Annotated in this window: 17 protein-coding genes and 1 pseudogene; 7 read left to right on the plus strand and 11 right to left on the minus strand. The window is 59.5% G+C overall.

From position 1 onward, the window contains the following. Positions 1–338 (minus strand): AzlC family ABC transporter permease (locus EN742_RS10740; RefSeq protein ID WP_189375267.1); only part of this gene is annotated, 338 nt, incomplete at its 3' end. Between the two features lie 189 nt (positions 339–527). On the opposite strand from EN742_RS10740, the gene EN742_RS10745 reads away from it, so the two are divergent. Next, positions 528–986 (plus strand): Lrp/AsnC family transcriptional regulator, encoded by a 459-nt coding sequence (locus tag EN742_RS10745; RefSeq protein ID WP_126055239.1) that lies wholly within the window; start codon positions 528–530, stop codon positions 984–986. Between the two features lie 211 nt (positions 987–1,197). Here EN742_RS10745 and EN742_RS10750 read toward each other — a convergent pair whose 3' ends face one another. The 4 genes from EN742_RS10750 to EN742_RS10765 form a co-directional block, all read right to left on the minus strand. After that, complete coding sequence (locus tag EN742_RS10750; protein WP_127405856.1) at positions 1,198–1,506, minus strand: plasmid stabilization protein; 309 nt, start codon at positions 1,504–1,506, stop codon at positions 1,198–1,200. A 23-nt stretch (positions 1,507–1,529) separates the two neighbouring features. Beyond that, the gene (locus EN742_RS10755; RefSeq protein WP_128332790.1) at positions 1,530–2,012 is read right to left on the minus strand and encodes an HD domain-containing protein; all 483 of its coding nucleotides are present in this window, start codon (positions 2,010–2,012) and stop codon (positions 1,530–1,532) included. Between the two features lie 37 nt (positions 2,013–2,049). After that, positions 2,050–2,280, minus strand: a complete 231-nt coding sequence (locus EN742_RS10760; RefSeq protein ID WP_126055236.1) for a hypothetical protein — start codon at positions 2,278–2,280, stop codon at positions 2,050–2,052. A 144-nt stretch (positions 2,281–2,424) separates the two neighbouring features. Next, the gene (locus EN742_RS10765; RefSeq protein WP_127405858.1) at positions 2,425–2,919 is read right to left on the minus strand and encodes a hypothetical protein; all 495 of its coding nucleotides are present in this window, start codon (positions 2,917–2,919) and stop codon (positions 2,425–2,427) included. Between the two features lie 407 nt (positions 2,920–3,326). Here EN742_RS10765 and EN742_RS10770 point away from each other — a divergent pair, with 407 nt between their 5' ends. After that, positions 3,327–3,524, plus strand: coding sequence for a hypothetical protein (locus tag EN742_RS10770; RefSeq protein WP_126055234.1), 198 nt, complete (start codon positions 3,327–3,329; stop codon positions 3,522–3,524). A 221-nt stretch (positions 3,525–3,745) separates the two neighbouring features. Here the strand turns inward: EN742_RS10770 and EN742_RS10775 are convergent, their stop codons facing one another. After that, a complete protein-coding gene (locus tag EN742_RS10775) occupies positions 3,746–4,330 on the minus strand; it encodes a hypothetical protein (RefSeq protein WP_128332791.1) in 585 nt (194 codons plus the stop codon). Positions 4,331–4,346: 16 nt separating this feature from the next. Between EN742_RS10775 and EN742_RS38040 the strand changes: the two genes are divergently transcribed. Together EN742_RS38040 and EN742_RS10780 are read left to right on the plus strand one after the other, a co-directional pair. Continuing rightward, on the plus strand, positions 4,347–4,499 hold the full coding sequence (locus EN742_RS38040; RefSeq protein ID WP_189375269.1) for a hypothetical protein: 153 nt from the start codon (positions 4,347–4,349) through the stop codon (positions 4,497–4,499). A 53-nt stretch (positions 4,500–4,552) separates the two neighbouring features. Beyond that, positions 4,553–5,080: a hypothetical protein gene (locus EN742_RS10780; RefSeq protein WP_127406085.1), complete on the plus strand. Its 528-nt coding sequence runs from the start codon at positions 4,553–4,555 to the stop codon at positions 5,078–5,080. A gap of 488 nt (positions 5,081–5,568) precedes the next feature. Here the strand turns inward: EN742_RS10780 and EN742_RS10785 are convergent, their stop codons facing one another. Then, positions 5,569–6,540, minus strand: coding sequence for an IS1595 family transposase (locus tag EN742_RS10785; protein ID WP_128332792.1), 972 nt, complete (start codon positions 6,538–6,540; stop codon positions 5,569–5,571). Positions 6,541–6,684: 144 nt separating this feature from the next. On the opposite strand from EN742_RS10785, the gene EN742_RS40215 reads away from it, so the two are divergent. Continuing rightward, the gene (locus tag EN742_RS40215) at positions 6,685–7,212 is read left to right on the plus strand and encodes a hypothetical protein (protein ID WP_348628243.1); all 528 of its coding nucleotides are present in this window, start codon (positions 6,685–6,687) and stop codon (positions 7,210–7,212) included. 222 nt (positions 7,213–7,434) lie between these two features. Here EN742_RS40215 and EN742_RS10800 read toward each other — a convergent pair whose 3' ends face one another. The 3 genes from EN742_RS10800 to EN742_RS10815 form a co-directional block, all read right to left on the minus strand. Next, complete coding sequence (locus EN742_RS10800) at positions 7,435–7,656, minus strand: hypothetical protein (RefSeq protein ID WP_189347905.1); 222 nt, start codon at positions 7,654–7,656, stop codon at positions 7,435–7,437. Between the two features lie 1,100 nt (positions 7,657–8,756). Continuing rightward, positions 8,757–8,957, minus strand: coding sequence for a hypothetical protein (locus EN742_RS10805; protein ID WP_126055231.1), 201 nt, complete (start codon positions 8,955–8,957; stop codon positions 8,757–8,759). Between the two features lie 467 nt (positions 8,958–9,424). After that, complete coding sequence (locus tag EN742_RS10815) at positions 9,425–9,724, minus strand: hypothetical protein (protein WP_127406081.1); 300 nt, start codon at positions 9,722–9,724, stop codon at positions 9,425–9,427. A gap of 346 nt (positions 9,725–10,070) precedes the next feature. Here EN742_RS10815 and EN742_RS10820 point away from each other — a divergent pair, with 346 nt between their 5' ends. After that, on the plus strand, positions 10,071–10,370 hold the full coding sequence (locus tag EN742_RS10820; protein WP_127406080.1) for a DUF982 domain-containing protein: 300 nt from the start codon (positions 10,071–10,073) through the stop codon (positions 10,368–10,370). 9 nt (positions 10,371–10,379) lie between these two features. Beyond that, on the plus strand, positions 10,380–10,676 hold the full coding sequence (locus EN742_RS10825) for a DUF982 domain-containing protein (RefSeq protein ID WP_245482346.1): 297 nt from the start codon (positions 10,380–10,382) through the stop codon (positions 10,674–10,676). 27 nt (positions 10,677–10,703) lie between these two features. Here EN742_RS10825 and EN742_RS10830 read toward each other — a convergent pair. After that, positions 10,704–11,256, minus strand: a pseudogene (locus EN742_RS10830) (ATP-dependent DNA ligase); the annotation flags it as partial.

The following is an 11,256-nucleotide window of genomic DNA, read 5'->3' on the forward strand; positions in this document are numbered from 1 at the left end:
CGCCGCGGCAGGTGGCTGAGGAACGGTGCAAGCGCGGCCCCCATCAGGAAATGGCGGCTGTTGACCAGCAGGGTGATGGCAGCGATCAGCAGGATGTGCGGCGGCGAGGTCCAGAGCTGGATCGCCGCGAACTCGGAGCCGCCGGCGAAGTTCATGCCGGTCATCAGCGGAACCTCGACGACGCTGAGGCCCTTCTGCGCGGCCTGTGCGCCGAGCACCAGCGCATAGGGAATGATGCCGAGCAGCACCGGCGTCGACGCGGCCACGCCACGCCGGAATTCGGACGGCCGACGGTAGGGCGCCTCGTCCAGGGTCAGGCTTGCTTGCGAGATGCTCATGGGTCTCCTTTGGGCGAACGAGGTCGGGCGCGCCTTGCGGCCGCCTGCGTCCGAACCATTCGCTGTCGATGACTTATCTGCCGGTAAGCATAGGCGAAATGCCAAGCAATTTGGTTGCGAAGATTCGCCATTTCTGAGAGAAATTGGCATTGGATATCGAAATCAGAAAGAAAGATGGAATCCTGAGCCATGAAGCTGGATGAGATCGACAAGCGCATCCTGCGCGCCCTGCAGCGCGACGGGCGCATGGCCAACAACGATCTGGCGCGGGAAATCGGCCTGTCGCCGTCGCCATGCCTGAGAAGGGTCAAGCTTCTGGAAGAGGCCGGCGTCATCGACCGCTACGTTGCCGTGCTCAACCCGGCCAAGGTCGGCCGCGGCCACACCTTCTTCACCCGCATCTGGCTGAAGCAGCAGGACGAGGACACGATCGAGCATTTCGCCGCCGAGGCGGCCAAGCTGCCCGAGGTGATGGAGTGCTATCTGATGCTCGGCGACTGCGACGCCATGGTGCGCGTGGTGGCCGCCGGCATCGACGAATACCGCCGCTTCCAGTCGGAGCATCTGAGCCGCATCAAGGGCGTGCAGAACGTCAAGACCGAGGTTCCCAGCCAGACCATCAAGCAGACCTCGGAGATGCCGCTTTAGTGCTTTCCCCCTTCTCCCCTGTGGGAGAAGGTGGCCGAGCGAAGCTCGGTCGGATGAGGGGTGTTGGACGGAACGCGAGGTTGGCGACGTAAGCGACTAAAACTCCTTCGTTGTTAGCCGCCGGAGTTTCTTCCAGCACCCCTCATCCGTCTCGGCGCTGCGCGCCGATCCACCTTCTCCCACAAGGGGAGAAGGAAGAGGCCCGCCTCACTCAATGATGCGTGTGGCTCTTGCGGGTCGCCGCCGCCTTCTTCGCCGAGGCCGACCGGCTGGCCGCGGACCGTGAGGCCGAGGCCTTGCCGCCCATCCTGCCGCCCTTGTGCGCGGCCGGGTTGCCGGTGTGCTTGCCGCGCCCCGAGCCGCCTTCCTTCTTGCCGCCGCCATCGTCCTTGTTGACGGTCGCCCAGGCGCGGCGCTCGGCCTCCTTCTCGGACACGCCGCGGTGCTCGTATCCTTCGGCGATATGATCCGCCTTGCGCTCCTGCTTGTCGGTGTATTTCGACTTGTCTCCGCGTGGCATTTTTCTTCTCCATTCGCAGTTGGTCAAAGGGAACGGCTGGCGCTGTGCCTCGCGGCGGTCGCCCTTGTCCCGCCACGTCTGCTCGGCGACTCACCTGTTCGAAGCCGGTTGAGCGCGCGCAGGCCGCTTTCATATTTCGCGGTCGAGACACCGGCTTCGCGCGCTTGCCAGAGATTGTCGTTCAAGTCGGCGCGCTTGACCGGCAGGGCAAGCCGGTTCGAGGCGGCGCGGCACAGAAACCCGTACTCTGTTTCGTCAAGCCTTCGCGTCAGGGCATCGACGGCGGCGACGACAGGTGGGCCGAAGCCCGCCGTCCGTAGCCTGCCGAAGGTCCAGCCTTCGCCCTTTTCGACGACGTCATGCAGATAGGCAACTATCTTCTGATCGAGCGTCTCGACCTGATCAGCGACGCGCCGGCAATGCTCGATATAGGGGCGGCCGGTCTTGTCGGTTTGAGACCGATGCGCCTCTTCCGCGATCCTGGCCGCGCGGTACAGCATGCTCATTTTCGTGTTTCCTTGCATTGCTTGATCTCGCCCGATCTCAGCCCTCGGCCTTCATCGTGCGCGCGATTTTCAGAAGCTGTTCACGGTCGTGGCCGTGCTCGCGGATGAGTTCCCGAGCCTGTTTCGGAGAGAGGTCGGTATTCTCCGCCAGGAACCGCACCAGTGGGTCGTCGCCGCCTTTGGTGGGTAACCCGGCCGTCGCCTCGGGAGCATGGCCCGCGCCGGGCCGCCGCGGAACGGCGCCAGTGTCGCGAGTGTCCTTGTTCATTGCGTGCTCCTTCCTGTTAGGAGGAGAACCCTTCGCGAAGCGTCAGGTTCCCGAACTTTGCCCGCGCCGGCTTATTGCAACGAGGCCCGGCAGGTCGACCGAGCCGGCAAGCAACGCTGAACCGCCGTATCGCTTCCGGAAAGGCTATTCGTTGTTCTCCGCCTTCCGGGCGGCAGCCTCCTTCTTGCGCCGCAGCACCTCGTCGGTGCCGACGATCTCCTTGGCGCCGCCGGAAATGGCGGTTGAGACCACGGCCGGCGGATCGCTGGCTGGAAAACTGTCTTCCAAGCCGGCATCCAACTGCTCGTCGAGCGTGTCCGGATTTTCGGAACGGCCCTGCGTGCGGCGGCCGGCGATCTCCTCAAGATCGCTTTTGGAGTCGGGGTGGTCGCGGACATTCTTCATCGTCGAAACCACCAGTTCGATCGCGAACTCCTTCATCGCCTCGGCCTGCGGCGCGGCGACGGCGGCGTCCTCGACAAGGCGGATGAGTGACTTCTCCACCTCCGCCAGTTCCTTCGCTCCCTGGCAACGGGCCAGGCGCTGCGCCAGCGAATTGAGGAGGGCAGGGGCGAAGGTCGAATAGGCACTCATGCGGGTTTCATCGACATGTTCGGGATGAAGGCTATGCAGCGACATCGGTTCCTCCGGCAAGACTGTCCTGCAGGTCCTGGACAGCCAGGCCATTGGCCGCCAACCCGCAGGGATGTCCTAATGGAACTGAGGGAAACGGAACTGGTTCCATGGAGGCATTGCGCTCGGCCATCGCGGCTGCACAGACCTCGGCCAGCCGGATCGCCAACCCTTCGAGAATGGGGCATCGCCGGCGCAAGGTCAGCGGGGGGCAACTCGAGGCCAAGGGAATCCGGAAAGTTGGACTGAAGTCTGACCGAACTGCGCAGAGGGCCGATGTCCGGTCTGCTCTATCATTTGTTGTAGTGCTGCGGCCCTCAGCCGACCTATGCTCTATCATCGGCGGTAATTGACAAGGGCATCGCCGACAGTAAGCGAAAAGCGCGCTTCCGCCCCAGCACGCGGGAGGAGCGATGTTCAAAACCAGCGGCGTTGCTTACCCGGAGGATATGGCCCTCCTGCAGAGGGTCTATGATCGCAGCTGCCAGGACCTCGATATTTTGCCGGGCACCCGCGAAGCGAATACTTTGGCCGCGCAGATAATGGATATTTTCGCCAGCGGCGTATCGGACGAGGAGTCCCTTCTTCAACTTCTCAAGCGCGAATTCTGATGGTCATTCGTCTTCCTTGAAAACCTGCAGCGAGGCTGCGCCCGAGCTGGGCGACCTGAGCTGGGGCATTCCGCAGCGTAACCGCTCCGCCATATCCGCCCTCTTTACAGCCATTGAGTCATATAGGATTATTATCCTAATTATATACTTGAGAAAGTATGGGAAAATGTCCTATGATTCGAACCGACAGGCCGGCACAGAACCGATAACGGAGATCAAGGTTACGCCTCAGATGCTTCAGGCGGGCGTGGCACGCTTTTGCGATCTTCCTTTGGAAGAAGTTGATCCCACTTACGTGGTTTCGGCGGTATTGGAGGCAATGGGACTGGAGTTCGCATCGCCAGCGGAATGATACTCCCATAGAGGGCGACATCGGCCATTTCCTGCGCCATTCGCCTCAGGTCCGCAACGTTGACGTGGAACACGTAATCCTTACCGCCGAATTGGTTGGCTCTTTTACTGACCCTCATGGCCCCAAGCTTGGCGTCGCTTTGAATATCGGCATGGGCAATGAAGTTGCGGTTCTCTGCGCATATGTTTGCGTAGAGTAGGAAGGTCCCTATGGCTTCGCTCATCGCCGGTTCGGTGCGCCTCAGGATCACAGTGGAAGCCCTGATAAGCCCGATCTTTTGGGAATTTGTAAGCGTAGTCCTCAGGAAGGCGGCTTGAGAGTATTCTAGCCCTTGGTAGAGGAACCGCTCATAGACATTCTCGACCCGCGCCCACCAGGATGTGATACAACCAACGGCGTGCATCGCGTTGTCTTGGTCATTGGGGTAATCAGGCCATGCGGCCTGCCCATACATGGAGTCCTTATCTCGCATGGATAAGTCTGTCCCCTCAGACGAAAAGCGCTTCAATGAGACGCTGAAGCGGATGCTGAAGACGCCCCCGAAGCCGCATGACAAGAAAGAATCACCGCTTAAGGTGGCCGCCAAAGAAGCGACGAAGCAAGCCATAAAACATAAGCGTTGACTCTCCTATAGCAGCCGACCACCATATCGATTTTGGTGTGGGAGGGGTGGCAGATGAGACTAGCAATAATTGTACTTGCGATTTCGGGAATGATCACGTCAGCGGCGGTCGCGCAAGGCGACGGCCCTGTAATTGTCCCTGACAGAATCCAACAGTTGGCAACAGAGTTTCCGGTTGCTGAGCGACTGCATATCAAATGGGCTAATGCTTCGGTCGAAGATATTGGCCGTTATGTCGGGCTGCTGTCCGCTGTAAACGAAGTTGCAAATTCCATAGCGATTAAGAACGACCGTAAGACCGCGTCGGATGACGACTATAGGGCAGCCTTTTCCGTATTTTGTTTCTGGCCTGTAAATAAGCCACCGCTAGCGGAACCCTATTGGAACGACGCGTCGGCGGCATTCGGCAACGAAAAAGTTCGCGCCGCGCTCGGTTCGAGCGTAGGCCCGCTTGCCGTTGCCCTTCCATCGATGATTAAAGACGGGACCGCAAGCGACGAAGTGCTAAAGAAATGGCCACAAAATCAGGCAGAATATATGAAGTACGTAATCGACCTCGAAAGTTTGAAAAATGCTAAGTGACCTCATTCACTTCGCTATAACTGTCCCGGTTATTGACCTGTCAATTGCAACTTTTTTTATCTACGCCACTCATGCTTCTTGGAGGTCAGTTCGTCCATTTGAAAATGAAAAGGACACCGACGAAAGAACGCTCGGAGCCACCGTAATATTGGCTCAACTGGGAGCCGTGATAACCGGGTCATCAATCATATTGGCCGGCATCGCAGCTTTCGTCGCTTTAGCTGGTGCCACTATCGGTGAGTTGGACAAGTTTCATATTCTATATGCGGCAGTGTGGGCTGTATTCGCGATGGCCCTGTCACTTTTTACGATGTCAACTCTCCCCCACCGCACGCCGACACAGAACTTTGTAAAGTCACATGGCGTTGCGGTCTTATGTTCTGCCGCACTTTATTTTTGCCTCGCTTCGAGCGCGAGATTCCTTGTCGCGGTCGGCTCAATATTATTTTGATCGTTTTTTCCAACGAAGGAAAGCGCGAGCCTTCTGCTTAGGCGAGACCGGCTTCACCAGTCCGCCGATAGGTGAGGCGCTTGCCTTCGATCTTGGCAAGCAACTGGTCGTGGCGCTCGGTGTCGGTGAAGTTGAGCGCCGCGCGGCGATTGTAACGGAAATCGAACTCGGCAAGGTAGCGGTGCAAGTGCGCTTCGCCGCAATGCTGATAGACGCCGGTCATGCCGCGCTTGAAGACTGAGAACACGTTCTCAATCGTGTTCGAATGGATCGACTCGCCGTCCTCATAGCGAACGTATTCGCCAGCGGAATGATTGGTCGTCTTGTGCGAGGCGTATTCCTCGCCAGTCGTGGTGTAGAGCTTGGACTGGTCGGTGTAGAGCGTCGAGTTGCGGTCGGCATTGCGAACCAGGATATCGCGCACAACAGCCTTGGTGGCGTGCTGGACGTGAACCATGCGGGCTTTGCCGCCGCGCTCGACAAGGCCGATAACGGTGCGCTTCGGCTTCATCTTGCGCTTCAAGCGCGGCTGGCCTTTGCGCTGCGGCGAAAGGTAATCGCGGTCGACGCGTCCAATGTAGGTTTCGTCGGCTTCAACGGTCTTGCCTTCGCCGCCAAGCGGACCGCTGGACTTCACGTCTTCGGCCATCGCCTCGCGGATGCGGTGCGCCATGAACCAAGCGGTCTTGTAGGTGACGCCAAGCATGCGGTGCAGCTGATGCGCGGACATGCCTTTCTTGGACGAAGCCATGAGGAACGTCGCCAGAAGCCACTTATTCAAGGCGATCTTGGAGCGCTCGAACACGGTGCCGACAGTGACGGTGAACTGCTCACGGCATTCCATGCAGTTGTACAGGCCGGGACGATGCGCCTTGCCTTCCATCTTGGTGATACGGTCAGGACGAGCGTTGCCGCAATGCGGGCAGTTGGGACCATAGGGCCAACGCTGCGCTTCCAAATGGATGCGGGCGGCTTCGGCGTCTTGGAAGATTGGGCTGTCGAGTTTCATGGCTAGGTGCTCCCTGCCATCTTTCTAGCAGATAGCCCGTACTTTGTCACGTATATAATTAGGATTATTATCCTAGATGCGGTGATGCTCGGAGGGATCGCAATGGTCAGGCGCAAAAAACCCAGGCAGCTATCCGGTTCGGATTTGGAGCTCTTCCTGCAGGCGGCGGAGGCGCTGCACAAGAGCATCGTCGGCCCGCTGATCTCGCCGCAATGCGATCACTACCGCTCGCTCCAGCTTCTGCATGAGGCGCTGTTGAAGACGGTGCGAGAGGTCACCGGCAAGGAGGGTGGCGTTCATCCGGTGGAACGGGACGGGGCCGGTGAAGTAGGCCTAGTGAACGAGCCGCCTCGAAGCGGCCAGAGCCGCTTCCATGTCAGCGGCATTGACGATCCCTCTGACGAAAAGCACCATCATCAGCCGGGCGACATCGTTACGCTCGGCGTCGGCGGAAATGCCATAGTCGCGGCAATGCTTCGTCAATGCCTGGGTCAGCATGTGACGATCGTCCGAACTGATGTAAGTCGAGGAAGCCGTCGCGCCTCGGTCGATTTGGCCGGGATTAGCCTCGACGACCGTGCCGTTCTCTACGCCCTTTTTGCGGATTACCCGCAGTCCTGGCTGCAAGGAGGTGGAGGCTGGCGCGTCCTTCTGGCGACTCCAGTGTCGTGAGCGCATGACTCTCTTCTTCCTCAGTCGGGGGAAAGCGCGATCTACTCTTCCAAGCGTCCGTGTGCCTCGGTTGGGTGCGGACGACTGGTGTTAACCGCTAGCGGGTGGCTTTGGTTCCGTGGGCGTCGGGTACGAGCCTACCGCACCGCCGAGCTATTGCGGCGACGCGTATTGGCTCCCAGCCCGGGACGAGGTCGGTGACGCCGCCGCCTCCGAGAGCATTCACTCGGCCATGGCCCTGCGGCGTTTTGAAAACAACCGGCGCAACGCCACTTCGTCTGAGATGCCGTTCTCGAACGCTTGGATAACTTCGTTGGCAAGCTGCTCCCTCTGTTCCCGGTCCTTAAGGGCCAGACGGCGCTCGCTGCAAAGCTGGTCAAAAACGTTCTGGATAATCTCCAGATCGACAGGCGTGAATATGCTGCTGTATTTTTTGAAAGCCATGACGCTTTCCTCCCCCACCCGGGCGAAAGCGTGATCTGCTCTTTCAAGCATCCGCTTGCCTCGGTTGGGTGCGGATGACGAAGTTAATTGTATTCCTGCAATGTCACGTTAGCGAGTCGATTCGGCCTCGAACCGAATAGCCCGGTTTCGCACGGAGTGACAGGGTTTAGGGAACCGGGCTATCCAGCAAGCCCGCTGCCATCTGAAGGATGGGTGGCAACGGGCTTTTGGGACCTGACTAAACGCACGACCCGTTGCACGGTTCCCCGACATTGGGTCTTGCTGGCGGGCTTTTTCGACCCCCTCTGAAACCCTTCGACCGTGGCCCGAGCGCCAGGTCTAAGCCTCGAGCCATTTCGCCCGGGGCTGGGGAACGCTGCTGCTTCGCAAAACCCAATCCAGCACGCGCGGGTCGACATCGTTTTTGCCGGTAAGCCTGCGGATCAAAAACGCGGCGTGGGCCACCCATTTATCTTCAGGAATTCCGTCTTCGATGACCGATTTTACGAAGGCACACCGAAGGACCTCGCAGTCGGATGAGGAGACACCTCGCCGGTTCATGATGCAAATCCTCCGAATGCTCCGCAAACGAGGCTTGATGTCTTTTCGTTCCGGCAGCGGACTGCAGTCGCAAGCCTGCTGCGACTGAAGTCGCAGCGACAAAAGCAAAGGGCTGGAGGCGGCAACCAACAAACTGCCAATACATTGATGCGGGGCCGCCGATTATTTCGACCCCCTCCGTCGTCGGTCATCCTGGGTGCCTGCCATGCTTACCTTTCGAACATTGTGGGCGCCTGGCTTTGCCAACGGCAAGCGGCGTTTGACAGCGAGGCGAATGTGACCCTTGTCCAGAGCAGAGCGGACCTACCTGACATCGCAGGTCGGCTCGCAAACGACGCTCCCACCCCTGATGATTTTTCGATCCTTGATCTCATTTCGAGTGACGATGATGCCGCTGACCTTGCCAAGCAGCGAACGGAGCGCCTTGGCAATGTCGTGGTTGTCATAATGGCTGTCTGCTTGATCTTTCCACTGGCGATTTGCTTTGCGCTGGCGATCAGGGCGGTCTCGTAAGAACGCCACGGGGACAGCCCAGTGAACTAGTGGACAAGCCTAGACGCGGCCAGAGCCAACTTCATGTCAGCGGCATCATCTATCCCGCTGACGAAGAGCACCACCATAAGCCGCGCGACATCATCTCGTTCGGCGTCGGCGGAAATGCCAAAGTCGTGGCAATGGTCCGTCAATGCCTGGATCAGCATGTCGAGATCATCCGATTTGACACAGGTCGGGGAAGCCATACGCGAGCTCCGTCATCCTGAGGGCGGCGCGTGGAGAACATTACCTTCCGCGCCACGGCGGAAGTAGCTGGTCCTACCGCGATCCCACTTCACCTTTATTGTTTGGTCGGTGGTAGCGACCACAATCCCACGCTCGGTAGTGTCCTTGCGGATTACCCGTTGTCCTAGCTGCAAGGTGGCGGAAGCTGGTGCGTCCACAGACGGACGCATGCGTTCTGAAAAGCGCATGACGCTCTCCTTCCCTGGGGCGAAAGCGCGATGGACTCTTCCAAGCGTCCGCGTGCCGCTGCCTGGTGCGGACGACTGGTATCAACCACCCTCGGTAGCTTTGGTTCCGTCGGGTGCGGCGCGAACCGGGCCTACCGCGCCGCCGAGCTACTGCCGGCGACGCGGATATCTCTAAGTTTGAAAACGCGATCGGCCTGTGCTCTTGGGCGCCGGCCAATTTGCGTCGGCCCTCGCTCGCATCAACAGCCTTCGGGCGTCGTTTTCAACTGGCCTGGAGCAGCCGTCTTTGCATCGGTATCCTGCTGCCCCGGAGCCGCCTGCTTGGCACTGCCGGTCTGCTGGCCGGGTGCGCAATCCTTCGCCGAATTCGGATTGGTGTCGCTCGTGGTGGTCGAGTCTGTACCCTGATTGGTGGTGCTCGGCATCGTTGTCGTCGTCGTGGTTGTCGTGGAAGATCCGCTCGTGGTGCTGGTTGACTGCGCAATGGCAAGCCCAGTGGACAGGGCCAAGATAGGTAACGCGAAAAGTAGCCGGTTCATCGTTGTCTCCTTACGAGGCGGTCCCTTCGATTTCCAAAAGAGGAAAACACGCGAACGGTTCCCGAAAAGCCCGAGGGATCGTGTGTGGCGGCCAGGTTCTGGGCTCGGGTCTGCCGGCTCGCCCCGGTATGGGCGCAAAGAGCGGCGAATATAGGAAAACGGCGCGGACAGACAGATGTGATACTGGCTGTCTTATTCGGGCGAGGCCCATGCACCAAGCTCATAGAGGTTGCAGAGCACTCTTGACGACAAAGGCCCTCAAACCCATATCGCCGCTGGGCCAGGGATACTGCCGTAGGTCTCGGCCCTCCTGACACTCAATTGTTCGTTCGATTTGGAGGATCTTATGAACGACCGGATGTTCGACAGCCCTGTTTTCGTCAAGAGCGGAAAGAGCCTGATCCAGGAAATCGCATGCATCGAGGACGCCCTGGAATTTCTCTACGAATGGCCGAAAAATAGGCGCGGCCCGATTTACGACACTGCGCTGCGAGCCTGCCAAAAGGCATTCGACAGCGATTACCCGCGAAACGCCGCAAGGGAGGCCTTCTGCGGTTTCGCAAAATCAGCCAAGGTTCTTGAAGAACTGAGCGCACCGCCGCCATGGATGGCCAGCGTCGGCGGCCGCGGTGGGCTAGCCGCTTGAAGTCTCGCGATGGAGGTCGCGATGCTCTCAAAGCCATTCGAAAAGCCGATCCGAGTTTGGGTTGGAATGGGTTTTCCCCGTCAGCTCAACACCGTGGTTGACGCATACCAGTTTGCCACCGATTGGTGCGGCAACAGTCCCGAGCAGAAAGCTGCCATCCGCGCGTGCAAGGCGGCACTGGTCGGAGACATCGACGCGGAGACGGCCAGGGGAATCTTTGCCGCCTTTGCCCGGAAGAAGGACATCCTTATCGAGGACGGAAATATGCCGCCGCCTTGTTGGAAGGCGCGGCCTTCGCACGTCTAAGCTGGTGAGGCGGCGGTCAACGTCGCCTCAGCCATACTTCAGAGGTGTTCCCCTATGACCGCCTCCAGGTGTCCCTTCCTCGCGGAAGTCCTGCAAGGACGCGTGGCGCAGGTCTTCCTCGCCACGGAGGTGCTTTACACGGCCAATCAGCCCTGGCCTTACCCATTGCGTCGCCGGCCGCCTCATGCCGTTCGGCGCCGTGCCTGCGTGCTCCTGGACGCGCTGCCACAAGCGTTCTCGCATTTCGCGGTTTAGAGTGATGAAGGCGCTGCCGACATAGCGCCCGGTGCCGCGCTCGGCCATGAGGGCGAAGGCAGGCTTGCCCGCCTCGCGCTCGACGCCGAGCAGCTCGTATTCGTCGATCGTGTAGCACTTGGCCTTGAGCCAGGCCGTAGAATTGCCGGAGCGATATTTGCTGTCCTTGCGCTTCGAAACCATGCCTTCAAGCCCGGCTTGCTCGATGAGATGAAAGATGGACTTGGCATCGCCCGGCAACGCTTGACTGAACTGGATGCGCCCGCCAGGCGGGATCATCTCGGCCAGAATCTCGCGCCGGTCCTCCAGCGGGACGTCGTGGAGG

This window comes from Mesorhizobium sp. M4A.F.Ca.ET.020.02.1.1 (assembly GCF_004022645.1).
Classification (GTDB): Bacteria; Pseudomonadota; Alphaproteobacteria; order Rhizobiales; family Rhizobiaceae; genus Mesorhizobium.